This is a genomic window from Shinella sp. NM-101, assembly GCF_021401195.1.
Classification (GTDB): domain Bacteria; phylum Pseudomonadota; class Alphaproteobacteria; order Rhizobiales; family Rhizobiaceae; genus Shinella.
Genome location: NZ_JACBFT010000003.1, coordinates 116626 through 143265, shown reverse-complemented (window position 1 = coordinate 143265; position 26640 = coordinate 116626). Strand labels below are relative to the sequence as shown.

Sequence of the window (26640 nt, the reverse complement as noted above, 5' to 3'; positions counted from 1 at the left end):
CCGGCATCCGCAGCGTCGATTTTTTCTAGTTCGCTACGGCAGTTGCACTGCCCGGTGATAGGCCCGGTGGCCGTAGAGCAGGGAGGCAGGGCTTTCCGACAAGCGGACGTCCACGACACGTCCGACGATGATGTGATGCGTCTCCCACAGCACGGAGGTCGCGACCTGGCACTGGAAGCTCGCCGTCGCCCCTTCGAGGTCCGGCTGGCCCAGCGTGCCGGACGACCAGCCGGTGCGCTCGAAGCGCGCCGCATGCTCGCCCGCCGCCAGCCGGCCGGCGAAAAGGTCGGACACCTGGTGCTGGTCCTCGTGCAGGAGATTGGCGCAGAAGCAGCGGTTCTTAAGGATGGCCGCGGCGACGGGGCTCATGTGGTGCAGGCAGGCCAGCAGCGAGGGATGCTCGCCATCGGCCGAGACGGAGGTGAGGGAACTGATCGTGACGCCGAAGCGCCCCGCCTCGCCATCGGTCGTCACGACGGCGACGAAGGTGGCCGCGCGGCTCATGCCTTCGAGGAATTGCATGCGCAGATCCGGTTTCATGGCGCTACCCCAGGTCAAAGAAGCGTTGCAGTTCTACATCGGGTACTTTCCTGCAGAATTCGTCGTGCTGGCTCTGGCGGCTTGCGGCGAAGGCCTCGACGAAGCGCTCGCCGAGCCAGTTCCGGGCGAAGTCGGACGCGCGCAGCCGCGCGATCGCCTCGGGCATGGAGCGGGCGAAGTCGGGGCCATCGCCCGCCTGCGCATAGCCGTTGCCGATCACCTCCGGCTCGGGCTCGATGCCTTCCACGATGCCGGCGACGCCGGCCGCGACGGTTGCGGCGACCGTCAGGTAGGGATTGGTGTCGGCGCCCGGCAGGCGGTTTTCGACGCGCAGCGAGCCAGCATCGTGGCCGACGACGCGGAAGCAGGTCGTGCGGTTCTCGAAGCCCCAGGTCAGGCCGGGCGGCGCGAAGGTGCCGGGCGCGAAACGGCGATAGGAATTGACCGTCGGCTGGAAGATCAGCGTCATGTCGCCGATGTAGCGCTGCAGCCCGCCGATGAAGTGGCGGAAGGCCTGCGACATGCCGTTCCTGCCGGAGGGATCGTGGAAGATCTTCCGGCCTTCTCGGTCCTCAAGGCTGACATGGAGATGGATCGACTGGCTGTCGGCATTCTCCGTCCAGCGCGGCATGAAGGTGACGCATTTGCCCTGCCGCTGCGCGAGGGCCCGCAGGAAGTTCTTCAGGAGCACGAGCTGGTCGGCCGGCTCCAGGCCGGTGCCCGCCGCGATGCAGGCCTCCAGGAAACCGCCGCCGATCTCCTCGTGCATCTTGGCAAGGTCGATCCTCAGCGGCTCGCAGATTCCGGCCAGCGCCTCGTACCATTCGGTCTGCTGCACCTGGTAGAGCACGAGGTCGTGGCTCTTGTGCATCGTCGCCGTCCTGAGGTCGCGGTAGCCCTTCTCGCGGGCGCTCTCCGGCGTCTCGTCGAACAGGGTATATTCGAGTTCCATGCCGTAGCGGGGCGCGAAGCCTGCTTCCCCGGCACGGCCGAGAACGCGCTTGAGGAGCGCACGGGGGCACAGCTCCGCCGTGGCGCCCGCGTAATTCGAGAGCACGAGAAGGTCGTGGCCGGGTTTCGACCAGGGCAGGCGGCGCACGGTCGAGGGATCGAGGACCAGCGAGTCGTCGTGGAAATCCGAGGTGTCGTCGGAGACGCCGGGAATGTCGAGGAAGACGTCGGTCGGATCGAGCGCGAAGGTGACGGGAGACATGCCCATGCCGCTGCGGGCGATGCCGGCAAGCGAGCGGACCGACACCATCTGCCCCCGAAGGAGGCCGTTCGTGTCGGTCATCGCGACGGTCGCGAAACGGCTTGCAGGATCGGCGAGGTAGGCGTCGAGGGTCATGGTCACTCCGTTTCGGTGGCCGGCGGCGGCTTGAGGGATGAGAGGGCGGCAAGGTCTTTTTCCGGCGCGGCGGAATAGGCGCGCAGGAAGACGCGAAGGCCGTTGCGGATGTAGCGCTCGATGGTCGCGCGGTCGGGCAGCGCATCGGGAATGTGCAGCGCCCTGTTGCGCGGCGCCGAAAGGATGAGGCCCCACAGGTCCTCCGCCGCAAGCTCGGCATCGTCGAAGACGAGCCGGCCGGCCGCGCGCTGGCGTTCGAGATACTGGATCATGCCGGCGAGCACCCGGTCGGGGCCCGAGGCCTGGTAGGCGCGGCCGACATCCGGCAGCCGCTGGGCTTCGCCGATGATCAGCCGGGCGAGGTTGAGCATCTCCGGCCGCAGCACGGTATCGGCATAGTGCCAGGAAAACGCATGGAGCTCCGCCACCATGCCCGAGGCGGAGGGATACTCGAAGGATTCGAGCATGTGGTCCCGCTCCTGGGTCATCATCGCCGTGAACAGCTCGTCCTTGGAGGGGAAATACTGGTAGAGCGTGGGCTTGGTCAGGCCCGCCCCGGCCGCGATGTCGTCCATCGACGCGCCGACGAACCCCTTCTGCGAGAAGACCTCGAGCGCGGCATCGAGAATGCGGCGTTCGCGCAGGAGGCGGTTCTGCTGGCGCTTGGGAAGGGCGGTCATCGGGCGAGCTCCGACAGGAATTCGCCCAGCACCCTGTTGTAGGCGGCGGGACGTTCGACATTGCAGACATGGCCCGCATCCTCGATGACCTCGAAGCGGACCGAGGCGCGCGGCGCCGTTTCGGCGATCCGGTTCGCGACGGCGCGGATCTCCCCGACGGGCGCGAGCCGGTCGTGCCGGCCCGTCATCATCAGGACAGGCATGGTCAGCCGGGTAAAATCGAAGCGTTCCGGGGGATGGGTGAAACAACGCAGCGCATCGCGGTAGGTCGCCGCCGGAATGGCGGCCATGGACGTGAGCAGCCTATGCCGCACCGCCTCGTCCGCGCCGGGGCCGGCAAGGACCTCGACGACGGCCGGGGCGAAATCGGCCGGCGTCCGGCCCGCGTCGAGCGGCACCTCGCGGGCCGTCCGGAACGCCTCGCGCTCCGCCGCCCCGGCCTCCGACATGCCCGTGCAGCCGCCGGAAAGGACGAGGCCCGCCAGCATTTCCGGATGGCGCATGGCGAAGGAGGTGGCAAGCCACGAGCCGTAGGACAGGCCACAGAGGACGAGCCGCCTGGCACCCAATTCCTCGGCAACGCGCAGGATGTCGCCGCAATAGTCCTCGACCGTGCTCTGCGACGGGCCGAGCCGGCTCTCGCCATAGCCGCGCAGGTCGAGAGCGGCGGCGCGCATGATGGGCTCCGCCGCATCGAGCTGCGCCAGCCAGTTGGTGCGGGCGCCGCCGATGCCGTGCAGGAAAAGCACGAGCGGGCCGGGCCTTTGCGGCGTGACCGTCAGCGCCAGCCGCGGATCGCCCGCGATGAAGACGGTTTCCCGTGCAGCCTTCCCCGCGCACGCGGCGGGGGCAACCTCGTGCGGGACCTTTCCCGCGAGGTCGCCGAGCGCGGCGATGCCCATCTCGAAGATCGCCTTCGTGCCGGCGGCGATCGCCGGGGCACGCCCGGAAGACGCGGAAAGCCGGGCCGACCATTCGATCCGGCTGCCGCCACCCTCATCGGCAAGCACCTGCAGGCGGGCGTCGTAGCGCTCGGCGCCGGCGATGCCTTCGAGATGCGTGTAGGACAGGACCCGGTCGCTGTCGGACCGGTAGACGAGCTGCTCGCGGTAGAGCGTGTCCTCGCCTTTGGCGGTGAAGGCGCGGATCAGCGCGCCGCGCCCGTCGCGCTCGGCCCGGATCGTCGCGATCGCCGGATGCCAGGCGGCGCAGAAGTCGCCGGCGACGGACCAGACCGCGGCAGGTTCCGCCGCGGCATGCCCGGTGACGTGAACCTGCTCCTCGGCCATCTCTCAGCGAAGCCCCTTGAGCGTGCCGGCCGTGCCGCGCCAGAGCGAGGAGCGCGCGCCGCCCTCGTCGCCGGGCGCCTTGTCGAGCTCGTCCATGTCGTAGAGGGTCAGGACGGAAAGGTAGTCCTCCATGATCTCGGACGTATAGGGCAGCATCAGCGCGCCGCAGCGGCTGTCGCGATACATGCGCTCGAGCGGCAGGGATTTCAGCATCGACTGGCCGCCGCAGGTGCGGATGGCGAGCGCCGCGATCTCCTGCACGCCTTCCATCACGTTGTACTGGGCCGCATACATGCGCATGACCTGCGCCTTGGTGGGGAAGCCCTGCGCTTCCATGAACGCCTGCCACCACAGCGCGCGCATGGCGGCGAGCTGGGCATACATCCTGCCGACGGTGATGCGCTTGGTGCCGAACATGCGCCGGTCGGCCGGCGGCTGGCCGGGCACCTCGCCGCGCAGATAGGCGACCGTGAAGTCGAACGCGCCCTGCGCCACGCCCATATAGGTCGGCGAGAGCGTCGCCATCATGTGCGGCCAGTGCGGCAGGGTCTTTATGAAGATGCCGCGCGGCATCATCAGGTCGTCCTCGGTGACGAAGACGTCCTTGAGCACGAGGTCGCGGCTGTTGGTGCCGCGCATCCCGAGCGGGTCCCAGCTCCCGGTGACGGAGAGGCCCGGCGCCTCCTTGTGGACGACGAAGATCATCGTGTCCTCGTGCCGCGGCTCGACGCCCTCGAAATGCTCGGTGCAGACGATCGAATAGTAGTCGCAATAGCCGGCGAGCGAGGCGAACTTCTTGAACCCGTTGATGACCCAGCCGCCATCGACCTTGCGGCAGGCGGTCTGCGCGGGCTTCGAGGTCCAGTTCTGGCCGGCTTCGGAGATGGGCTGCGAATAGATGCCCTGCTCCCTGACGGCGCGGCGGAACTGGCGCTCGCGCAAGGGGGCGAAGGCGGCGCGGTCCTCGTCCGTCAGGCTCGGCAGCTCATACATGAACCGCGACCACATCATCGAGGAATTGTGCATGTTGAACGTCAGCGCGGTGGCGCCGCAATACTTGCCGATCTCCGCCCCGACCATCGCATATTCGCCCAGGCTGAAGCCGTGCCCGCCGAATTCCTTCGGAACGGTCAGGGTCAGAAAACCCTCGGCGGCGAGGTCCCTGTAGTTCTCGACGGGGAAGGACGCCTCGTCGTCTATGCCCCTGGCGCGCGGGGCGAAGCGCTCGCGGCCGAGCTCGTTGATCCGTGCCAGCACATCGAGCACCTCGGGCCGGATGCGGGAGAGGTCGTAGTAGTCTGCGGGTTCGCTCATGATCAGTCCTTCTCAAATCCGTTCAGGAGGCGAGGTCGCCCTGGAGCCGGCCGTCCTTCACCACGACAAGGCCGTCCAGCGTGATCGTGCATTTGCGCATCGGCAGGTCGAAATGCCCTTCGGTGAAGCGGCCGGCATACTGGTTGGCACCCGTCGACCAGAGGAAATTGCCGGCCCAGGCGCGAAACTCGACGGCCTGCATGTCGCGCTTGTCGTAGAGCGCGCCGGAGATCCAGCGGGCGCCGGGATTCATGCCCCAGCCGACATGCGAGAAGCCGTAGGCGAGCGGGTCTTCCCAGGCGTCCATGTATTCCCGGAAGAGTTCCGCATCCAAACCGTCGCCCCTGATCTGGGTGACGAAATCGTTCTCGACCGTGAAGTCGATGCGGCTGGTCAGGTAGCTCTTGAAGGTCAGGTTCATGTCGCCGACATCCATGACGATCCGGCCGTTCACCGTGCTGGTGCCCGGGAAGGCGAGGCAAAGGCCGCCCGGCCAGTGGGCGACGGCGCCCGGCGTCGTGCCGAAACCCGGCGTTCCCCCGCAGGGGGCGTCCGTGAGGTCGATGACGAGGTCCGTGCCGGCGGCCGACGTGACGCGCATTTCCCGGGCTTCGCGCAGCATCTGGATGCCGAGCGCCACCTTGGGGCCGAGCTCTGCCTTCGGCTCGCAGCGTTCGAGGATTTCCGGGTGCTCGTTGCAGACGACGAGGATGCGGGCGCCGGCCGCCTCGATCTCCGGCCATTCGGCGGCATGGATCATGCCTTCCACGGTGCAGTCGACGATGATCTCGCACTGCTTCATGGCTTCGATCGCCGCGCGATTGCCCTGGATGGCGAGCGACGTGCCGGTGGACTTGACCGGCACGGGCGCCGTCTGGCGCGGCGTCGGCATGGTGATCATGCAGTAGTCCGCGCCGAGGTCGTGGCAGGCAAGGTCGGCAAGCTGCACCAGAACGGGCCGCGACTGGGTCTCCGCAACGATCGCCACCCGCGTCGCGGGTCCTATTCCATTGAGCACGAATACGCGCCGGAAGCAGGCAAGCCACTTCCCTTCAATGCGCTCCTGCAACATTGAATTCTCCCAGGTCTGGATCGCCCCTCAGCGATTTCTTTACTTATGAGTTAAGAAACTGTTTGAAGTCTAAAGTTTTGTCAAGTGGTAATTCTGAGGGCGGCGAAGTGCCGGAAAACGCCTGTTTCCAGCGCCTGCGCGGCTTGGGAACAGGCGGCACGTAGCACTTGCTTAACGGATATTAGGATTCGTGAACAAATCCTCGCCGGGTTTTTCCCGACGGCTTATCGAATTCCCCACCGGATCTATCGAAAATAGGCCTGCCCGCACTTTTAGCCGCGCGGGAGGTACGATCGCCGTCCGGAGATGACATGAGAAAACGCATCCGCACCCACCAGGCCCGACTGGGCATGTTCGTGGAAGAGGTGGAAGGCCATGGCGAAGGCAAATCCTATCGGCGGGGCTTCCTCATCGCCTCGCCCCAAGAACTGGCCGACATCCACAAGAGCAAGATCATCAGCCTCGTCATCGACACGGCGCAGGGGGCCGACGTCGCCGACGACGGAACGGCGGCGCGGGTGGAGGCGGCGCTGCTGAGCAGGTTCTCCTCCAACGAGATCCACACCGCAAGGGCGCTGATACAGGAGACCAAGCCGGTCATCCACCAGCTTTTCAGCGAAGCCCGGCTGTCGGGCCTGCCCGACCTCAACCGCGCCCATCAGGTGGCCGATCATATCGTCGAAACGGCACAGACCAGCATCGTGGCCATCATCGGCGTTTCCCGGCTCAAGACCCGGGACGAAACGACCTACCTGCATTCCCTCGCCGTCAGCGCGCTCATGGTTTCCTTCGGCCGATCCCTCGGACTGCCGGACGAAACCATTCGCGCCCTCTCCGTCGGCGGGCTCCTGCACGACATCGGCAAGATGGCCGTGCCGGTGGAGATCCTCTCCAGCGCGCGCAAGCTGAGCGTCAGGGAGCTGGCGATCATCAAGGCCCATCCCGTTCGCGGTCACCAGATGCTGCGGCAGTTCGACGAGCTTCCGCCGCTCGTGCTCGACGTCTGCCTGCACCACCACGAACGCTATGACGGGGCCGGATACCCTGCCGGCCTCGAGGGCGAGCGCATTCCGTTCGCCGCAAGGCTCGCGGCGATCTGCGATGTCTACGAGGCGATGACGACGATCCGTCCCTACAAGCGGGCCTGGTCTTCGGCGCAGACGATCGAGCTGATGCTCCAGGCACACGGACAGTTCGATCCCGCGCTCCTGCGCAGGTTCGTATCCATGATCCTTTCGGGCGAGACCGTCTAGGATAGATTCAGGTCAAGGCGGAATGCATGAAGAACGCCCATACTTGCCACCCCTTTGGATATGTGGCGGACGGCGCGGCGCACCGGGCCTCCCGCCGTCGCAACGGCAGTCTCCGAGCGAAAAATCGTCGTGCGGCAAGGAGGATTAATGGAAATCAATAAAGGTTACCCAACCCTTATTTACAATAAAAAATTGCAATTAACGTATTTTAATATTGGCGTGGAACAAGTGCGAATGTCAAAATTATTTGGCGAGACAGGTAAATGCTGAGACAAAATTCGCTTGACGAAGAATATCTTGCGGCGTTGAAACAGGAGCTGACGGTCCTCGACGACAGCGTTGCACCGCAGTCGCGCAAGGCGGTGTCCGAGGTCGTCCGCGTCTCCGCGCGCGCGCATGCTGCGCGCTTCTACGACGTCATGCTGGAGCAGCCCAACGCCCGGTTCTACCTCGACCAGGAGACGGTGAGCCGGCGGCTGCATTCCGCGCTCGAGCGCTGGCTCGTCAGCATCTTCCCTGCCGAACCGCTCGACATCGAGCGAGCCTTCGCCACGCTTCTCGACATCGGCGCGATCCACGCGCGCATCCAGATTCCCGTGCTCCTGATCATGAAGGGGTTCCGGGAGATCAAGGCCGCCATCATCGAGCGTCTGCGCCATGTCAGGCTCGCGCAGATCGATACCGCCGACGCCTACCGCTTCGTCTCCAGCCTGATGGACCTGGCGCTGGCGGTGATGATGGTCGCCTACATGCAGGCCTCCGAGCGATCCGTGCGTTCGGACGAGGCCTTCCGCCTCTTCGCGCTCGGCAAGGATCTGGCGGCCGAGCGGGAGCGCCAGCGGGCCGCGCTCGCCGAATGGGCGCAGCAGATCTTCTTCGAGATGCAGACCTCGCACGAAATGTCGAAGGTGGCTCCGCTCGGCCAGTCGGAGTTCGGCCTGTGGTTCCTTCACCGCGCCAACCTCTTCTTCTCCCATTCCGGCGAATACGGCGCCATCGCGGGCGCCATCAACATGGTGGATTCGCTGATAGAGCGGCTGAGAACGGGAATGCCGCCCGCCGAGCGGGTCGCGTCGATGCTGTCGATCAAGGTCGCGGTCGACCGGATCGGCAGTCTCCTCGCCATGCTCTTCGACCAGAGCGCGGAGACCGACAGAACACGCGATCCGCTCACCCGGCTGCTCAACAAGCGCTTCCTGGCGACGGTGCTCCTGCGCGAGATCGAGATCCAGAAGGTCTCGCGCCGGCCGTTCTCGCTCGTCCTGTTCGAGATCAACAAGCTCGACCAGATAACCCGCGATCTCGGCCTGGCCGGTGCCGATTCGGTCATCCAGCAGACGGCGAGCATGCTCTTCAACTTCGCCCGCACCAGCGATTCCGTCTTCCGGATGGGGCAAGGCACCTTCCTCGTCATCCGCGTCGAGGCTGACGCGGCGCGGGCGACCACCTTCGCCACCTCGGTCGCCGACCGGTATTCGGCCACGCATTTCACCGTGGAAGGCAATCCCTTCTTCGACAACAGCCTCACCTTCGCCGTCGTCGAGCATGACGGCCACCCCGACCCCAGGCATCTCATCATGCGGGCGGAACGGGCGCTACGCGAGCGCAATTCCGGCGGCAGCGCATCCGTCGCGTGAGGATGGCGCATGCCGCCGGCCTTGCCCGAGATGACCGACCTTTCAAAGACATCCATCGTTTCCGCAAACAAGAGAAGCCCATGAACAGCATAGCCAACACATCCGGCGCGGCAGACACAAAGGGACTTGAAGAGCGCCTCGCCTTCATGCAGATCTCGCCCGAGACCTGCGCGGCCCTGCGCTCGTTGAAAGCGGTGGTCGAAAGGGAGCTTCCCGTCGCCCTCGACCGGTTCTATGCGCAGGTGCGCGTGACCGCCGAAGTCTCCGGCATCTTCGCCTCCGAAGAGCATATGGCGCGCGCGAAGGGGGCACAGACCGGCCACTGGAAGAACATCGCGAACGGCGATTTCAGCGACGACTATGCCGCCAAGGTCAGAAGGATCGGCGCGACCCATGCGCGGCTCGGACTGGAGCCGCGCTGGTATATCGGCGGCTATTCCATCGTGCTCGATCACCTGATCGCCTCGGCAGTCCGGGAGTTCGCCCCCAAAGGCGGGCTGTTCTCGCGGCCGGCGATCGACTCGGAGGGCCTTGCGCGGGCGCTCGGCAGCCTCGCCAAGGCCGTCTTCCTCGACATGGACCTTGCCATCTCCGTCTATATCGACGAGGCCGAGCGCGCCAAGCAGGCGGCGCAGGCCGCGGCCATCGCCGAGGAGCGCGGGCTGGTGAACAAGGTGTTCGGCGCGGCGATGGCCGCCGTCGCCGCCGGCAATCTCGGCTATCGCATCGACAGCGACCTGCCGGAGGCCTACCACGCGCTGCGCGACGACTTCAACGCCGCCTTCGAGCAACTCTCGGGAACGATCGAGCAGATCAGCACCGGCGCGGGGCAGATGAGCGCCAGCACGCGGGAGCTGAGCACATCGGCCGACGACCTTGCCCGCCGCACGCAGCAGCAGGCCTCGACGCTCGAAGAGGCCGCCGCGGCCCTGGAGCAGATCTCCACCACCGTGGCCGACACCAGCCAGCGCGCCTGCGAGGCGGGAGAACTGGTCGGACGGGCGCGGGCGGATGCCGAGCGGTCGGGCACGGTGATGACGAAGACGGCCGAGGCCATGGGCGGAATCGAGGCGACGTCGCGGCAGATGGGCGACATCATCGCCACGATCGACGAGATCGCCTTCCAGACCAACCTCCTGGCGCTGAATGCGGGCGTGGAGGCGGCGCGGGCCGGGGAAGCCGGCAAGGGCTTTGCCGTCGTGGCGCAGGAGGTGCGCGAACTCGCGCAGCGCTCCGCGCGCTCCGCCAAGGAGATCAAGGCGCTGATCGGCGCCTCCGCCGACCAGGTGCACAAGGGCGTCGCACTCGTCGGCGAGACGGCGGTCGTGCTTTCGGACATTTCCGGCCGCGTGCAGGAGATCGAGCGCCATGTCGGGGCGATCGTCGTCGCCGCGCGCGAGCAGTCCACCGCCCTGCACGAGATCAACGGCTCCCTTCACGTCCTCGACCGGACCACGCAGCGGAACGCCGCCATGGTGGAGGAGGCCAATGCCGCGACCCAGGCCCTGACGCTGGACATAGGCCGCATCGCCACGATGCTCCAGGCCTTCGTGACGGACAGAAGCGCACCGGCGCGCGTCCCGCGGCGTATCACCCTCACGCCTTCCGGCGATGGCGCCCTGCTGCGTTGCGCATGAGGGCATGACCATGGCGCTTGGACTGCAGACACGGGAAAGCACGGAGGCGGCGCCGCAGCCCGGCCTTTTCAGGACGATCGTCGAAAGCATCACGGACGGTATCGTCGTCATCGACGAGCGCTCGACGATCCTCTACTGCAATCCCGCCGCCGAGCGGCTGTTCGGCTGGCCCGACGGAGAGCTCGCCGGCCGGCCGATCGACGTCCTGGTCCCCGAGGAGTATCGCCCCCGCCACCAGTTCCGCGTGCGCGCCTTCGCGCATGGCGAGGCACAGTCGCGCCGCATGGGGAGCCGGCAGGCGCATATCCTCGGCCAGCGCTACGACGGCAGCGAGATTTCCCTCGGCATCACCATCCTGCGCAGCGGATCGATGATGATGGCCGTGATCCGCGACCTTTCGGACTGGATCCGCGAAAACCGGGAGCTCGAACGGCTGGCGAACACCGACCCGCTTTCCGGCCTGCAGAACCGGCGGGGATTTTCCGAGGCGGCCGAACGGGCGATCCGCAAGGGTCCCGGCGAGGATTGCCGCTTCTTCCTGCTGATGCTGGACATCGACTTCTTCAAGCAGGTCAACGACCGCCACGGCCATGACGCAGGCGATGCCGCGATCCGCAACGTCGCCGTGGTCATGCGCGAGGCGCTCCGGTCGAAGGACCTGGTCGCCCGCTGGGGCGGGGAGGAATTCGTCGCGCTCCTGTCGCTGAACGGCCGAAAGGAGGCGCTGATGGTGGCCGAGCGGCTGCGCATGCGCATCGCCTCGACCACCTTTTCCGGCGGGCCGGGCGTCGCCCTCGGCATGACGGCAAGCATCGGCCTGGTCGACGGCCCCGGCGAGGGGGAAGGCCTCGATGCCTTCGTGCGGCGCGCCGATCTCGCGCTCTATGAAGCAAAGGCCAAGGGACGAAACCGCGTCGTCTTCCTTTCACCGTGAGGCGCGGCAGGGCAAGCCCCGAAGACTTGATTCTCATCAAGGCGATCCCGGGAAAGGCGCTTACGATCCTTGCAAGGATCAAGATCGTTGGGGGAGAACGTCATGACGGAAAAGCATGATCGCGAAGAAACATCGGCGCAGGCGGCCCTTCCGCAAGCCGCGCTCACCGGCCTTGCGGACGAACGGGCCGTCGCGGCGCAGGAGAACGGAATAACCGCGGTCCAGGCGATCGCTGCGCAGGACGGCGGCATCGCCGAAGGGATAGACGCGATCCTCGACGGCGCCTCGCCGGACGATGCCGGCCGCATGCGGGAGGCGCTCGGATTGCCCAAACCGGCAGGCAAGCCGCGCCGCACCAGCGACGAGCTTTCGCGCGACTGGCGCGAGGGCGGCTATCCCTACAAATACAAGATGCTGCGCCGCGACTACGAGCGCGAGAAATTCGCCCTCCAGACGGAGCTTCTGAAGCTGCAATCCTGGGTGAAGGAAGCCCGCCAGCGCGTGATCATCCTCTTCGAGGGCCGCGACGCGGCCGGCAAGGGCGGCGCGATCAAGCGCTTCATGGAGCATCTCAACCCGCGCGGGGCGAGGGTCGTCGCGCTGGAAAAGCCGAACGACGTCGAGCGCGGCCAATGGTATTTCCAGCGCTACGTCCAGCATCTGCCGACGCTCGGGGAGGTCGTGATGTTCGACCGGAGCTGGTACAACCGGGCAGGCGTCGAGCGCGTCATGGGTTTCTGCAGCGACGCGGAATATCGGGAATTTCTCGGCCAGGTGCCGAATTTCGAGCGCAACCTGACGCGCAGCGGAATCCATCTGATCAAGTTCTGGTTCTCCGTCAGCCGCGACGAACAGAACCGCCGCTTCAAGGAGCGCAAGGTTCATCCGCTGAAGCAATGGAAGCTTTCACCCGTCGACCTTGCCTCCCTCGACAAATGGGACGACTACACCCAGGCCAAGGAGGCGATGTTCTTCCACACCGACACCGCCGATACGCCCTGGACGGTCATCAAGTCGGACGACAAGAAGCGGGCGCGCCTGAACGCCATGCGCTACGTGCTGCACGCCATGCCCTATACCGGCAAGAGCGCCGACAATATCGGCAGGGTGGACGACCTCCTCGTCGGCCGGGCGAACGTCATCCACGAGCGGGGAGAATACAGCTCGCGCGAAGGCTGGAGCAATTCCGACCAGCTTCGGTGACATCCTGGTGCGGCCGGAAGGATCGCCAGCCCGCCTCTCGGCAGGTCCTGTCAGCTTTCGCATGCGTGGGAAAGCACAGCCCGCGCCAGCACCTCGCAGGCGGTTGCCACATGGGCAGGTGAGGACCATTCCGCGGGATTGTGGCTGATCCCGTCCCGCGACTGGACGAACACCATCGCCGTGGGCGCGATCCGCGCCATGTTGCTGGCGTCATGCATCGCCCCGCTCGGAAGCCTTTGCGGCACGACCCCGACCTGAAGGGCCGCCTCCACAAGGCGTTCCTGCATGGCAGGGTCGAACGTGACGGGCGGCACCGTCATCGTTCGCGTGAAGGCGCAATCCACCCCCTCCTGCGCGGCACCGCGCTTCACGGCCGCAGCGATGATGTCCTCGAAACGGTCGAGAACGCAGTCGTCCCCGTGACGCAGGTCGATGAGCAGCTCGGCATGCCCGGGAACGGTGTTGACCGAGTTCGGCTCGACCGTGACCTTACCGACCGTGAATCGCAGATCGGGATCGTGCTTCAGCGCCGTGGCACGCAGGTCGAGCGCAATCGCCGCTGCCGCCATGAAACTGTCCTTCCGGCTGTCCATCGGCGTGGTTCCCGCATGGGCATCCCGGCCGGCCAGCGAAACCTTGTACCAGCGCACGCCCTGGATCCCTTCGACCACACCGACAGCGGCATCGGCGCGTTCGAGAACGGGTCCCTGCTCGATGTGAAGCTCGTAATAGGCGAGGATATCGAAGCCTTCCCGGGCGGTGCCGGCATAGCCCGTGCGCCGGAGTTCCGCGAAGAAATCCTCGCCGTCGCTGCCCGTCACCGCCGCCGGGTCCAGATAGCCGGCAAATCCCGCCGAGCCGGTCAGGCCGGGCTTGAAGCGGACCCCTTCCTCGTTGGTCCAGTTGACGACGACGACGGGCCGCTCCGTCGCGATCCCGCGGTCGTTCAGCGTCCGGACGATCTCCAGGCCGGCAAGGACGCCGAGAACGCCGTCGAACCGGCCGCCATGCGGCTGCGTGTCGAGGTGGCTGCCGATGAGGATGGACGGCTGCCCGGCGCCTTTTCCTGCCCGCACCGCGAACATGTTTCCATAGGGGTCCACCCGCACGTCGCAGCCCGCTTCCCGGCACCAGGATGCGAAAAGATCCCGCGCCTGCCTGTCCTCGTCGCTGAGGGACAGCCTGCACGATCCCCCGCCCGGTATCGCCCCGATCCGGGCGATCTCCATGATCGTCGACCAGAGCCGTTGCGGATCGATCAGCCGGTCCGCTCCGGCTGGCTGCTCCGATAGGCTGTCCATCGCGTGCCCCTTCCGATCAGCCCGCCGCCCGGATTTCGCCACCGGCGGCGAAGGGCGAGATTTCCCGCGGCAGGAACCGGCCGTCGCCGGGAGCGCCGAGGATGCGCCCCTCTTCGCAGACCTTCCGGCCGCGCAGCAGCGTCATGACGGGCCAGCCGGTGACCTGCATGCCTTCATAGGGCGTGTAGTCGGCGCCGTGATGCATGAGCTCCTGGCGGATGGTTTCCTTGCGGTTCGGGTCCCAGAGCACGATGTCCGCATCGAAGCCCGGCGCGATCGAGCCCTTCTTCGGATAGAGGCCGTACATCTTCGCGTGGTTGGTGGATGTCAGGGCGACGAACTCGTTGAGGGTGATCCGGCCTTCGGCCACGCCCTTTGAAAAGAGGATCTGCAGCCGCGTCTCGACCCCGGGGATACCGTTGGGCACCCATTTGAACGAGGTGCGCGCCTTGGGATTGAGCTTGCCGAGGGTGCCCTCGTAGAAGAACGGGCAATGGTCGGACGAGAAGGTCTGGAAGACGCCCGTGCGGATGCCCTCCCAGATGGCCTCCCAGCTCGCATGGTCGCGCGGCGGAGGCGAGCAGACATATTTTCCGCCGACCTCGTCCATGTTCAGTCCCTTGAGATCGTCCGCCGTCAGCGCGATATATTGCGGGCAGGTCTCGCCGTAGACCTTGAGGCCCTTCTGCTGGGCCCAGCGCAACTGCTCCATCGGTTCGCGGCCCGAGACATGGACGATCATGATCGGTACATCCGTCAACTCGGCATGGCTGATCGCCCGGTGGGTCGCCTCGCGCTCGACGGACTGCGGGCGCGAAACGGCATGGTAATAGGGCGCCGTCTTTCCGGCCCGCTCGAGCTTCTCCGTCATGAAGCGGATCGCGTCGTATCCCTCGCAATGGACCATGACCAGCGCGCGGCAATCGCGGGCGCAATCGAAGACGTCGAGGATCTGGCGGTCGTTCAGGACCAGGTCCTCGTAGGTCATGAAGACCTTGAACGAGGTGTATCCCTCCGCCACCAGCGAGGGGAGCTCCTGGCCAAGGACGGTCGGCGTCGGATCCGAGACGATGAGGTGGAAACCGTAGTCGCAGTAGCTCTGCCCGTCGGCCTCCTTGTGATATTCCTTGACGCTTTCCCGCAGCGACGTGCCGCGCGGCTGCAAGGCGAAGGGGATGAGCGTGGTGTTGCCGCCGGCAATCGCGGAGCGCGTTCCCGTCTCGAAGCCGTCGGCCATGGCGGGACCGCCGAATGCCGGCTGCGCGAGATGCACGTGGCTGTCGATGCCGCCCGGCATGACGAGCAGGCCACCGGCGTCGATCACCTCGGGCGCGTCGGTCAGCCTGCTGCCGACAGCGACGATCCGCCCGGCCTTGACGGCGACATCGGCGACGACCGTGTCGGCGGCCGTCACCACGGTTCCTCCGCGGATGACCAAGTCGTATTCGCTCATTGGGATTCCTCCATGAAATTCATTGATGCTGGAAATCCGGGCAGCCCCTTCCCTGCGGCGCCCCATGGGAGAGGGCGCCGCCCGGCGCATGCTCGAACGGTTGCTTGCAGGAGCGGGCCTTCGCCCGCTCAGATCATCACGTCTCCGCCGTTCGGCGAAAGCGTCTGCCCGCTGTAGAAGGCACCGCCCTTCTCCGAGGCGAGCAGCAGCGCGGTGGGGGCTATCTCGTCGGGCTGGCCGAACCGGCCGACCGGAAGCTGCCCCTTCTTCATCGCGAGCCATGCATCGGAATGCCCCGCCAGAAGCGGCGTCTCCACCGGGCCGGGCGCGATCCCGTTCACCATCACGTTGTGCGCCGCCCCTTCATAGGAGAGCGCCCGCGTCAAACCCACCACGCCCGCCTTGGCGGCGACATAGGGCGCAAGGCCCGGGGCGCCCTTGTAGGCGAGCTGGGAGGCGATGTTGACGATCCGCCCGTAGCCTCGCTCGACCATGCCCGGGAAATATTGCCGGGTGACGAGGAAGACGCCGCGCAGGTTGACGCCCAGCATCCTGTCCCAGTCGGCGACGGAAACGGACTGGAATGGCTTGTCGGCACCGCCAATGCCGGCGCAGTTGACGAGAATGTCGGCCGGGCCGAGCGTTTCGCCGGTCCAGCGGGCGAAGGCCTCGACCGACACCTCGTCGGCCACGTCGCATTCGCGCACGAGAAGCTTACCGCCCATGGCCGCGAAGCTTTCGGAAAGGTACTCGGCGCCCGCCGCGTCGCCGAGATGGCATATGGCGACCTTTGCGCCGGCCTGCGCGAACAGCGTGGCGATCGCGCCGCCGATGCCCCGGCTGCCACCGGTGATCACGGCCCGCCGGCCGGACAGCGAAAGGGGGTTCGTATCATTCATGCCGCAGTTCCCTTCGCCTTCAGCCAGGAAAGATAGGACTTCACGCCGTCCTCAAGCGAGATTTTCGGCGTGTATCCGAGGTCTCGCGCGGCCGCCGAGATGTCGAAGCGCTCCTGGCGGATGTCGCCGGGATCGTCGCCGGCGGCGACCTCGACCTTCGCGCCCGGAACCGCCCGCATCACGGTCTCGGCGACCTCCGACAGCGTCAGCCAGTTCCCGCCGGAGATGTTGTAGGCCTGCTGCGGCAGGTTCGGGCGATCGAGCGCCGCCACCATCGAGTCGGCCGCGTCGTCGAGATGGATATACTGGCGCGGGAAGTCGCGCCCGTAGGGAATGCGGGTCGTGCGGCCGGCGAGCGCGTCGGTCAGCATCTGCCGGATCAGGCAGGCCGTGGTGCGGCGCGGACCATAGACCCAGGTGAGGCGCAGGCTGACGGTATCGACGCCGAACTGCCGCTTGTAGGCATTGAGGATCTGCTCGCTCGCCGCCTTGGACGCGCCGTACATGGAGTCCGGCTCCATGGCGACGTCCTCGCGAACCGGGCCGCCGGGCGTCACGCCATAGGCCGTCGCGGTGGAGGCGAAGACGAGCCTGATGCCGCCGAGGATGCGGGCAAGCTCCCCGACATTGGCGGTGCCGCCGATATTGACGCGGATCATCTGCATCGGATGGTCGGGCGAGACCATCGGCCCGGAAAAGGCGCCGCAATGGACGATGGCGCGGATCGGATAGCGGCGCGCGATGGCGTGCAGGCCGTGCGCATCCGTGACGTCGCACTCGATCACCTCGCGGCCGTCGATCGTCGCGGCCACCCGGTCGATCGCGACGACCTTGTCGCCGCGATCCTCGAGGCGCCGGCGCACGGCGTTGCCGATCAGCCCGATGCCGCCCGTTACAAGGACATAGTCGCTCACGCTTGTCTCCCCTGCTGCTTGTGTTCGGGTACGAATTCCTCGATGGGCAGTTCCGCACCGAGCAACATCCTGGTGTAGTCGTGCTCCGGCGCGGAGAAGATGCGTTCCGTCTCGCCCATCTCGACGATCTTGCCGTAGCGCATGACGGCGACATTATGGGCCAGCGAGCGGACCGAGTTGAGGTCGTGGGTGATGAAGAGCGTCGCCAGCGCCATGTCGCGCTGGAGGTCGCGCACCAGGTCGATGATCTGGGCGCGGACGCGGATGTCGAGCGCCGTCGTCGGTTCGTCGAAAACGACGAATTCCGGCCGCGTGGCCAGCGCACGCGCCATGCCGACGCGCTTCTGCTCGCCCGCCGTGAGCTGGTGCGGATAGGCGGCGGCCAGCCTTGCCGGCAGCCTCACGAGATCGAGCATCTCCAGGACCCGCTTGCGCCGCAGCGCCGCGCTGGTGATCGTGCGGTCGAGGGCCAGCGGCTCGCCGACGAGATCCTCCACCCGCCAGCGCGGATTGAGCGCGACATAGGGCTCCTGGAAGACCATCTGGATGTTCCTGCGCACCGGCCGGAACGCGGCGTCCGACAGCGCCAGGATATCGGTTCCGCCGAAATTCACCCGGCCGGCATCGGCGCCCAGGAGCCGCACCAGGCACTGGCCGACGGTCGTCTTGCCCGAGCCGCTCTCGCCGACGAGCGCGAGCGTTTCTCCCCGCGGAATGGTGAAGCTCACATCGTCCACCGCGCGCACGACATGGCCGGAGGGCGTTTGGAAGTGCTTGCGCAGATCGAAGACCTCGATGGCCGGCCGCTCGACCGCGGCCGACGGCCCCGCGGCCACCGGCTCGGCCTTCGCCATCGGCGCGGGCCGGGCCCTGGCTGCCGCCAGGAGCTCGATCCCATAGGCGGTCGACGGGCCTTCGAGGAAGGCGGCCGTGGTCGTCTCCTCCTCGATCCGGCCGTTGCGCATGATCGCGACGCGGTCGCAATAGCGCGCGACGATGCCGAGGTCGTGGGTGATGATCAGCGCACCCATGCCGAGTTCGCGGCAGCGCGCCACGAGGAGGTCGAGGACCTGTACCTGGATCGTCGCGTCGAGGCCGAGCGTCGCGTCGTCCGCGAGGATGACCTTCGGCCCGGCGATCAGCGCCATGGCGATGATGATGCGCTGTGCCATGCCGCCGGAGAGCTGGTGCGGATAGGCGCTGGCGCGCTGCGCCGGATCGACGATGCCGACCTTGGTGAAGAGGTCGACCGCCGCGGCGAGCGCTTCCTTGCGCCCCATGCGCCTGTGCGCCTGCAGGACGTCGGCGACCTGCTCGCCGACGGGGCGGACCGGGTCGAGAAGCGCCTTGGCATCCGTGCCGATCAGGGCGACCTCGCCGCCGCGCAGGCGGCGAAGCTCCTCGTCGGAAAGGCCGGCAATCGACTGTCCGGCGACCTTTATGTCGCCGGCGACGATCTCGGCATTTGCCGGCAGCAGGCGGATCAGCGCCCTGGCGAGCACGGACTTGCCCGCACCCGTCTCGCCGACGATGCCGAGCACCTGGTCGGAGCGCAGGGTGATGTCGACGCCGTGGAGGGCGGGGACGCCGTTGAAGGCGACGGTCAGCCCCTTGACGTCGATGAGCGGCGTTGTCTGCGGCTGAACCATCATGCTCTCTCCCTCCGGGGATCGAAGTATTCGCGGATCGCATCCCCCAGAAGGGCGAAGCTCAGGACGGAGAAGACGATCGCAAGGCCGGGGAAGAGCGAGACCCACCAGATCCCGAGGATCATCTGTTGCGAACCGACGGAGACCATCAGCCCCCATTCGGGCACGGGCATGCGCACGCCGGCGCCGATGAAGGACAGGCCCGCGGTCAGAAGGATCGCCATGCCGATGCTGATCGAGACCTGCACGATCGACGGCGTCAGCGCGTTGGGCAGGATATGCCGGAACATGATCGTCGCATCGGTGGCCCCGCTGCACCGTGCGGCGGCGATGAAGGGACGCTCGCGCAGCGACAGCACCTCGGCCCGGATGAGGCGGGCGAAGACCGGGATGAACAGTACCGCCAGCACGATCGCGACGTTCCAGATCTCCTGCCCCATGACCGAGACGAGCGCCATGCCGAGGACGAAGACCGGGAAGGACTGGATGAAGTCGAAGACACGCATGGTCAGCGAGCTCAGCCAGTTGCGGTAGTAGCCGACGAGCAGGCCGATCGGCACGCCGATGACGAAGGCGACCGCGACGGCGGTGACCGAGATCAGCAGGTTGATGCGCGTGGCGAAGATGATGCGCGAATAGATGTCCATGCCCGAGACGTCCGTGCCCAGCCAGTGCTCGACCGAGGGCGGCTGGAGCGAGGCGATCGGATCGGCCGTCGTCGGCGAATGCGTGGCGAGCCACGGCGCGAAGACGATGGCGAGGAGTTGGAGGACGAACAGCACGACGCCGATGAGGGCCGCCGGATTGCGGGAGGTGAAGCGGAAGAAGTCGAGGATCTTTGTCATGCCGCCCCTCATACCCGGATGCGCGGATCGGCGAGTTCGTAGAGAATGTCGACGACCAGATAGACGAGAAGGATGAAGGCGGAGGCGAGCAGCACGAAGCCCTGCAATGCCGGATAATCGGAGTTGATGACCGACTGGACCGCATATTGCCCGAGCCCGCCCCAGGAGAAGATCGTCTCCACCAGGACGGCAGCGCCCAGAAGGAAGCCGATCAGGAAGCCGACCAGCGTGATGATGGGCGGCAGGCTGTTGCGCAGGGCGTTGCGGACGATGACCCGTTCGGGAAGGCCGCTTGCCCGCTGGTGGCGGATGAAGTCGCTGCGCCAGATGTCGGCGAAGGTGGTCTTGGTCATCTTCATCAGCGCGCCGGCATTGACGAGCGTCAGCGTCAGGACCGGCAGCGCCAGACGGCCGAAGGAGGAGACGAGCGCGTCGAAATCACCCGCCAGCAGGCTATCGAAGGTGTAGAAGCCGGTGATGGCGGGCGGGGCCTCGAGAAGCGGATCGATGCGGCCGAACGGCGCGGGGGCGATGCCGGCGAGGGAGAACAGGAAGAAGATCAGGAGCAGGCCGACCCAGAAATCGGGGATCGCGCCGGCCGCCAGTCCATAGAAGCGGCTGACATAGTCCATGATACCGCCGGGCCGCACGACGGCGATGACCGCCACGACGACGGCGACCGCCAGCGTCAGCAGCATGGAGTAGAAGATCAGTTCGAGCGTCGCCGGGGCGCGGTCCATGAGGTCGGTGGCGACGGGGTTGGAGGTGAACAGCGAAATGCCGAGATCGCCGTGCATGACATTGCCCATGTAGCTGAGAAACTGCTCCCAGAGCGTTCCGTTCAGGCCGAGCTGTTCGCGAAGGTTGGCGATGCTTTCGGGCGTTGCCATGTTGCCGAGCATCAGCAGCGTGGGGTCGCCGGGCAGAAGGCGCACAAGCATGAATGTGACGAAGATCACGCCCAGCATCTGCGGCACGATCATCGGCAGACGCGAAAGGACGATCCGCAACGGCCTCGGAAGGCGTTGCCAGGCACCGGAAACAGACATTCCGACCTCTCCTGTTCTCGGGAAAAGGGAGGCGGACGGGATTGCTCCCGCCCGCCGGTTGCCGGACCGGCCTATTCCTTGTGGAAGTCGAACCAGGCGTTGCCGTTCGGCGTGTACCAGGAATAGCCCTTCACGTTGGAGCGCGTGGCGAGCTGGTAGCCGGGGTTGAACAGGAACACCCAGGGAGCGCCCTCCATGGTGATCTGCTGCACGCGCTTCATGTCGGCGAGGCGCTTTTCCTCGTCGACGCCCGTCAGGGCCGAGTTGATGAGGCTATCGACCTCCTCGCTCTTGAAGCGCGAGTAGTTGATGAGCGAGTTGCTGTTCAGCCAGAGGTTCGCGACATAGGCGGCATCCGGAACGATCGCCATGTCCCGGAAGAAGTACATCGGGATCTCGCCCTTGGTGTACCGCTCGACGAGCGTGGAGGCCGGCAGCTTCGACAGCTTCACGTTCACGCCCGCCTTCGCGAAGGCCGTCTGCAGGATGACGGCGATCTCCTCTTCGAGCTGATCGCCCGTGCGGTAGCCGAGCTCCGTCTCGAACCCGTCGGCATGGCCGGCCTCGGCGAGCAGCGCCTTGGCCTTCTCGACATCGTGCGAATAGGTGAAGTATTCGTCGGTGAAGGCCGGGTAGATTTCGGAGATGGGGCTCTTCGTCGGACGCGCCGTGCCGTAATAGACGGCCTTCGATATCTCGTCGCGCGGCACGAGATAGTTGAGGGCCTGGCGAACGCGCGGATCGTCGAAGGGCTTCATCTCGTTCTGCATCTCGACGCGGTGGATGTAGTTGCCGAAGACCTTGTCGACGGTCACGCCCGGAATCTTCTCGACCTGGGAAAGCTCGCGCGGCGACAGGTACTCGGCCACGTCGATGGCGCCGCCCTGCAGGGCCGCGACGCGGTTCGCCGCGGTCGGCATCTCCTTGAAGATGATCCGCTTCAGCTTCGGCGCGCCGCGATAGTAGTTCTCGTTGGCCTGGTAGACGACCTCCTGGCCGGGCGCATATTTGGTGACGACATAGGGACCGAACGAGGCCGAGGCGGTGGCGAGGTAGCGCTGGCCCCACTTGTCATCGTCCGTGATCTTCTCCTTCATCACCTTGGAATCGAGGATCCCGAGGTCGCTGTTGGTCCACAGCTTGGCGATCAGCGGGGACGGGTTGGGTATCTTGACCTTCACCGTCATGTCGTCGACCTTCTCGAAGGCCGCGCCGAAGTCCTCGATCTTGAGGATCTGCGTCATGTACCAGTGGAAGTTCGACTTGAGGTTCCAGCCGCGCTCGAACGACCACATGACGTCGTCGGCGGTGAGCGTATTGCCCGCGCCGCTGACGACGCCGGGACGCAGGTGGAACGTGATCGACTTGAAGTCGTCCGCGACCTCGTATTTTTCGGCCAGCGCGCCGGTGATCTTCGCGAAGTCCTCGTAGAGAACGCCGTCGTCGCCGGTCTTCATCTCGTAGGTCAGCAGACGCTCGTAGACGTTGCGGCGCATTTCATGAACGGCCTCCGTCGGCGGATATTCCTGGTCGAGCGACTCGGGCGTGCGCGGGCCGCCGACGAGGAGGGTTTCCTTCGCGGCCTGCGCGAAGGCCGGCACCGGATTGGCGAGGGTGCCGGCTACGGCAAACGCAACGGTTGCGCCGAGCAGTGCCCGGCGGCTTACGGGTCCCAGCGTGATGAATTTCAGCATGTCTTTCATATTGTTCCCCTTTTTCGGTTCATTTTCCACAGGAGGGCGATCGCCGGCACCGGTCCGGACGGTCATAGATGCTTTTCCCGTTCTGTTTTTATTATTGGATACAATAGAGTGTTCAATAATGTCGCTTGTCAATTGCTTTTTCCCGGGCCGCATGAGAAAAGTGCAGCACGATTGAAACCGTGGCGTTTATTTGGGGGAGGCTGCGGCCTCGCGGAGGAAGTGATCGATGGAAGGAACAGGCCGGAAGGCTGCGGCGGATCCCGGTAAAGACGCAGGCAGCCTGAAGAGGATCCACGGCTACACGGAAATGGAGGTCACCCGGAAACTGATCCTGGCGATCTTCGAGCAGCGCCTGCCCCCGGGGCTGCGGATCACCGAGGCGCAGCTCTCGGAAGCCTTCGACGTCAGCCGCACCGTGGTGCGCCAGTCGATCGCCAAGCTCTCGGAGATCGGCGTCTTCAAGAAGACCCCGAACCAGGGATGCACCATCGCCTCTCCCAACCGCGACGAGGCCCGCAAGATGCTTCACGTCCGGGAGATGGTCGAGCCCGCGATGGTGCGCGGCATTGCCGAGACCCGGACGCCGGAGCACCTGGCGGCGCTGCACGAGCATATCGCCATGGAAGGCGAAGCCCGCCTGCGGCAGGACCGCTCCACCCTCGTCCGGCTGAGCGGGGAGTTCCATCTCAAGCTCGCGGAAATGACGGGCAATCCGTATCTCATCCGCCTCATGACGGAGCTCCAGGTGCTGACCTGCCTTGCCATCCTCGTGCATGCCGAGGCGGAAACCGGCTGCCCGCGCGACGAGCATAGCGCCATCGTCGCGGCGATCGAGCGGGGCGACGGCGAGGCGGCCAGCCACGAGATGGCGCACCACCTCAAGCACATCACCGCCGACCTCAAGCTCGACCGCGCCGAGCCGGAGCCGAACCTGGAGAACGCCATGCTCTGGCTGCGGGGCGCGGCCGGTGCGTGACGCGCTTCGGCCCGCCTCGTCGCGGTTCCTCGCCACGAAGGCACAGGCGCGCCAGCCATCGCAGACCGTTTTCGTCTTCGCCGGTGGGCCGGTCGCTGAGGCAATCCGGTTCGAGTAAGCCTTGCCTTACGTTTTGACCGCGGCGAGGAATGCCGGCCTTTGATCTCGGCGGGTCGCTGCCGAATGCCTTGATGCTCAACCGCCGGATCCGAGCGGCAGCCCGGGAAGAGGTGCAACATGCCCAGAATCGCTCTCATAACCACCGGCGGGACGATCGCCTCGCGGGCGGATTCCGCCACGGGGCATGTCACCGCGCAGCTTCGCGGCGAGGCGCTCCGCACGGGACTGCACGATCCCCTGGACGGCTTCGATCTGGTGGTGGACGACTTAATGACAACCGGCAGCTATGCCCTGACGCTTGGCGATGCGTTCAGGCTCGCCCGAAGAATCTCGTCCCACCTCGCCGATCCCGCGGTGGATGGCGTCGTGGTCACCCACGGGACGGACACGATGGAGGAGAGCGCCTATATGGCCGACCTGCTCGTTGACGGCGACAAGCCCGTCGTGTTCACCGGCGCCCAGCGCGCCGCCGACGCGCCGGACAGCGACGGCCCGCGCAACATCGCGGACGCCGTGCGGGTGGCCGGCGCTCCGGGCACGCGCGGCCTCGGCACGCTCCTGTGCTTCGAGCAGGAATTCCACGCCGCGCGCGACGTGACGAAGTCTCACACATCGCGCGTCGACACGTTCGTGTCCGGCGAGCACGGCAAGCTCGGCGAGGTCGACGGGGACACCGTGATCGTGCACCGACGCCCCAACCTCGCCGGCACGATCTCAACGGACCGCGTCGAGGAAGACGTCGAGATCGTCAAGCTGGGGATCGGGACCACGGACCGCTCCATCCGCCTTGCCGCCGCAGCCGGCGTGAAGGGGATCGTCATCGAGGGTTTCGGCCGGGGGAATGCGACCCCGCCGGTGACCGCAGCGGCGATAGAGCTCGTCGGCCAGGGCATTCCGGTCGTCATGACCAGCCGTTGCCAGCGGGGGCGCGTGAAGCCGATCTACGGCAATGGCGGCGGACGGACGCTCGCCGAAGGCGGCGTCATCTTCGCGGGTGACCTCAGCGCCCAGAAGGCCCGCATCCTCCTGTCCGTGCTGCTAGGCAGCGGCATGCCGATGGCGGAGATCCGGCGGCAGGTCGAACGGTTCGGGATGTAAGAAGCTCCGCAGCCTGCTGGCGATGAAACGCCGCCTTCGACTGCGGAGCGGTAAGGAAGGCACCGGCCAGCCTTGCCGGCCGGTGCCCGATCATGCCGTCAGGCTGCCTTCAGCAGGTCGCCATGCGGGTCGAGCACGAACTTCGTCGCCGCTCCCTGGTCGAAGCTCTCGTAGCCCTGGACCGCGTCGTCGAGCGCGATGATCTTCGCGTTGACGATGTCGGCGATCGGCAGGCGGTCGTGCAGGATCGCCTGCATGAGCTGGCGATTGTACTTCAGCACGGGCGTCTGGCCGGTGTGGAAGGACTGCGCCTTCGCCCAGCCGAGGCCGAAGCGCAGCGCCAAGCTGCCGTGCTTGGCCGCGTCGTCCACGGCACCCGGATCCTCGGTGACATAGAGGCCGGGGATGCCGATGGAGCCCGCGGCGCGGGTGATCTCCATCATCTGGTTGAGGACGATGGCCGGCTGCTCGCCGCCGGCATGGCCGCGCGCCTCGAAACCGACGGCATCGATGGCGCTGTCGACCTCGTTGGTGCCGATAACATCGGCGATCATGTCGCCGAGCCGGTCGCTCCTGGAAAGGTCGATCGGCTCGAAGCCGACCCTGGCGGCATGCGCCAGGCGGTCCTTGTTGAAATCGCCGATCATGACGACCGCCGCGCCGAGGATGCGGGCGGAAGCGGCAGCCGCGAGGCCGACCGGACCGGCACCGGCCACATAGACCGTCGAGCCGACGCCGACGCCCGCCCTGACCGCGCCGTGGAAGCCGGTCGGCAGGATGTCCGACAGCATGGTGAGGTCGCGGATCTTCGCCATCGCCTTGTCGCGGTCGGGGAACTTCAGCAGGTTGAAGTCGGCATAGGGGATCGTCACGTAGCGCGCCTGCCCGCCGATCCAGCCGCCCATGTCGACATAGCCGTAGGCGCCGCCGGCGCGCGACGGGTTCACGGTGAGGCAGACGCCGGTATCCTGCGACTTGCAGCAGCGGCAGCGCCCGCAGGCCACGTTGAATGGCACCGAGACGATGTCGCCGACCTCCAGCATCTCGACGTCGATGCCCTTTTCGATGACCTCGCCCGTGATCTCGTGCCCGAGCACGAGACCCGGCATCGCCGTCGTGCGCCCGCGCACCATGTGCTGGTCGGAGCCGCAGATGTTGGTCGAGATCACCTTGAGGATGACCCCGTGCTCGATGCGCCGGCCATCCGGCGCCTCCAGCTTCGGGTCGTCGATGTCGCGCACCTCGACCTTGCCGGGCCGCATGTAGACGACGCCTCTGTTCCTGCTCATAGTCTGTCTCCTCCTGGGTTGAAGCCGTCCTGCCCGCTCCTCGGCAGGCAGGATCGCGATCGCAACGTTTGCGAGCCGCCGGACGGCGGTGCGCATCGTTTCCCGACGACGGGTGGAGAGAGGAAGGAACGGAGCGATTGCAAGACAACGCCGTTCGCCTCTCGATCGCCCACCGCAATCGGCCGAGTCTTTGCTTCAAGGCTGGTTTCCGGGCTTCGGAACCGTCCCTCGAGGACACTCTCGACGCCTTCCCGGCCGGGCGGCCAGTGGCATTCGTCGAGATTTCGTTCCGCTACCGTTGCGGGGGCAGCGCCGGCATCGCACCGGCTTCCCAATTATCCATGCCGAGGCTTTCGGCATGGCACCCTGAATGGCCCAGCATTCCACTTATCGTCCGCAATGACCCGCGAGATAACGACATCGCCGGCACCCTGAAC

Annotated in this window: 22 protein-coding genes and 1 riboswitch; of the genes, 7 read left to right on the top strand and 15 right to left on the bottom strand. The window is 66.4% G+C overall.

All coding sequences use genetic code 11. From position 1 onward, the window contains the following. Window positions 1–33: 33 nt before the first annotated feature. From L0976_RS07715 to L0976_RS07690, 6 genes are read right to left on the bottom strand one after another with little or no spacing between them, the layout of a single operon-like run. Window positions 34–522, bottom strand: a complete 489-nt coding sequence (locus tag L0976_RS07715) for a flavin reductase family protein (RefSeq protein WP_234186809.1) — start codon at window positions 520–522, stop codon at window positions 34–36. Between the two features lie 22 nt (window positions 523–544). Continuing rightward, window positions 545–1888 carry a glutamine synthetase family protein gene (locus L0976_RS07710; RefSeq protein ID WP_234186808.1) on the bottom strand — a complete coding sequence of 448 codons (1344 nt, stop codon included), beginning with the start codon at window positions 1886–1888 and terminating at the stop codon, window positions 545–547. Between the two features lie 2 nt (window positions 1889–1890). After that, the gene (locus tag L0976_RS07705; protein ID WP_234186807.1) at window positions 1891–2568 is read right to left on the bottom strand and encodes a TetR/AcrR family transcriptional regulator; all 678 of its coding nucleotides are present in this window, start codon (window positions 2566–2568) and stop codon (window positions 1891–1893) included. After that, on the bottom strand, window positions 2565–3857 hold the full coding sequence (locus tag L0976_RS07700; RefSeq protein WP_234186806.1) for an alpha/beta fold hydrolase: 1293 nt from the start codon (window positions 3855–3857) through the stop codon (window positions 2565–2567). The genes L0976_RS07705 and L0976_RS07700 overlap by 4 nt, the downstream gene beginning before the upstream one ends. Window positions 3858–3860: 3 nt before the next feature. Then, the gene (locus L0976_RS07695) at window positions 3861–5171 is read right to left on the bottom strand and encodes an acyl-CoA dehydrogenase family protein (RefSeq protein ID WP_234186805.1); all 1311 of its coding nucleotides are present in this window, start codon (window positions 5169–5171) and stop codon (window positions 3861–3863) included. A 22-nt stretch (window positions 5172–5193) separates the two neighbouring features. Then, window positions 5194–6243, bottom strand: a complete 1050-nt coding sequence (locus L0976_RS07690) for a peptidase M29 (protein ID WP_234186804.1) — start codon at window positions 6241–6243, stop codon at window positions 5194–5196. A 311-nt stretch (window positions 6244–6554) separates the two neighbouring features. Here L0976_RS07690 and L0976_RS07685 point away from each other — a divergent pair, with 311 nt between their 5' ends. The 5 genes from L0976_RS07685 to ppk2 all read left to right on the top strand — a co-directional run bounded on the left by L0976_RS07685 (window position 6555) and on the right by ppk2 (window position 12907). Further along, window positions 6555–7496 (top strand): HD-GYP domain-containing protein, encoded by a 942-nt coding sequence (locus tag L0976_RS07685; protein ID WP_234186803.1) that lies wholly within the window; start codon window positions 6555–6557, stop codon window positions 7494–7496. Between the two features lie 263 nt (window positions 7497–7759). Then, the gene (locus L0976_RS07680; RefSeq protein ID WP_203317052.1) at window positions 7760–9133 is read left to right on the top strand and encodes a diguanylate cyclase domain-containing protein; all 1374 of its coding nucleotides are present in this window, start codon (window positions 7760–7762) and stop codon (window positions 9131–9133) included. Between the two features lie 80 nt (window positions 9134–9213). Then, complete coding sequence (locus L0976_RS07675) at window positions 9214–10770, top strand: globin-coupled sensor protein (protein WP_234186802.1); 1557 nt, start codon at window positions 9214–9216, stop codon at window positions 10768–10770. 10 nt (window positions 10771–10780) lie between these two features. Next, on the top strand, window positions 10781–11704 hold the full coding sequence (locus L0976_RS07670; protein WP_234186801.1) for a sensor domain-containing diguanylate cyclase: 924 nt from the start codon (window positions 10781–10783) through the stop codon (window positions 11702–11704). 102 nt (window positions 11705–11806) lie between these two features. Then, window positions 11807–12907: a polyphosphate kinase 2 gene (ppk2, locus tag L0976_RS07665; RefSeq protein ID WP_203317049.1), complete on the top strand. Its 1101-nt coding sequence runs from the start codon at window positions 11807–11809 to the stop codon at window positions 12905–12907. A gap of 50 nt (window positions 12908–12957) precedes the next feature. Here ppk2 and L0976_RS07660 read toward each other — a convergent pair whose 3' ends face one another. The 8 genes from L0976_RS07660 to L0976_RS07625 form a co-directional block, all read right to left on the bottom strand. Then, the gene (locus L0976_RS07660; RefSeq protein ID WP_234186800.1) at window positions 12958–14208 is read right to left on the bottom strand and encodes a M20 family metallo-hydrolase; all 1251 of its coding nucleotides are present in this window, start codon (window positions 14206–14208) and stop codon (window positions 12958–12960) included. Window positions 14209–14224: 16 nt separating this feature from the next. After that, window positions 14225–15661: a dihydropyrimidinase gene (gene hydA / locus L0976_RS07655; RefSeq protein ID WP_234186799.1), complete on the bottom strand. Its 1437-nt coding sequence runs from the start codon at window positions 15659–15661 to the stop codon at window positions 14225–14227. A 128-nt stretch (window positions 15662–15789) separates the two neighbouring features. Then, a complete protein-coding gene (locus tag L0976_RS07650; RefSeq protein WP_234186798.1) occupies window positions 15790–16560 on the bottom strand; it encodes an SDR family NAD(P)-dependent oxidoreductase in 771 nt (256 codons plus the stop codon). Beyond that, window positions 16557–17474 carry an NAD(P)-dependent oxidoreductase gene (locus L0976_RS07645; RefSeq protein WP_203317045.1) on the bottom strand — a complete coding sequence of 306 codons (918 nt, stop codon included), beginning with the start codon at window positions 17472–17474 and terminating at the stop codon, window positions 16557–16559. Before L0976_RS07645 ends, L0976_RS07650 begins: the two co-directional genes overlap by 4 nt. Further along, window positions 17471–19126: an ABC transporter ATP-binding protein gene (locus L0976_RS07640; RefSeq protein ID WP_234186797.1), complete on the bottom strand. Its 1656-nt coding sequence runs from the start codon at window positions 19124–19126 to the stop codon at window positions 17471–17473. The genes L0976_RS07645 and L0976_RS07640 overlap by 4 nt, the downstream gene beginning before the upstream one ends. Further along, entirely contained in the window at window positions 19123–19968 is an 846-nt protein-coding gene (locus tag L0976_RS07635) for an ABC transporter permease (protein ID WP_234186796.1), read from the bottom strand. Before L0976_RS07635 ends, L0976_RS07640 begins: the two co-directional genes overlap by 4 nt. An 8-nt stretch (window positions 19969–19976) precedes the next feature. Further along, on the bottom strand, window positions 19977–21017 hold the full coding sequence (locus tag L0976_RS07630) for an ABC transporter permease (protein ID WP_234186795.1): 1041 nt from the start codon (window positions 21015–21017) through the stop codon (window positions 19977–19979). Window positions 21018–21088: 71 nt separating this feature from the next. Then, on the bottom strand, window positions 21089–22720 hold the full coding sequence (locus L0976_RS07625) for an ABC transporter substrate-binding protein (RefSeq protein WP_234186794.1): 1632 nt from the start codon (window positions 22718–22720) through the stop codon (window positions 21089–21091). A 226-nt stretch (window positions 22721–22946) separates the two neighbouring features. On the opposite strand from L0976_RS07625, the gene L0976_RS07620 reads away from it, so the two are divergent. Both L0976_RS07620 and L0976_RS07615 read left to right on the top strand, forming a co-directional pair. After that, complete coding sequence (locus L0976_RS07620) at window positions 22947–23696, top strand: GntR family transcriptional regulator (protein ID WP_234186793.1); 750 nt, start codon at window positions 22947–22949, stop codon at window positions 23694–23696. Between the two features lie 237 nt (window positions 23697–23933). Beyond that, complete coding sequence (locus L0976_RS07615) at window positions 23934–24914, top strand: asparaginase (RefSeq protein ID WP_234186792.1); 981 nt, start codon at window positions 23934–23936, stop codon at window positions 24912–24914. A 98-nt stretch (window positions 24915–25012) separates the two neighbouring features. Here the strand turns inward: L0976_RS07615 and fdhA are convergent, their stop codons facing one another. Then, window positions 25013–26203, bottom strand: coding sequence for a formaldehyde dehydrogenase, glutathione-independent (gene fdhA, locus L0976_RS07610; protein ID WP_234186791.1), 1191 nt, complete (start codon window positions 26201–26203; stop codon window positions 25013–25015). Window positions 26204–26384: 181 nt separating this feature from the next. After that, window positions 26385–26587: riboswitch (cobalamin riboswitch) on the bottom strand. Between the last annotated feature and the right edge of the window lie 53 nt (window positions 26588–26640).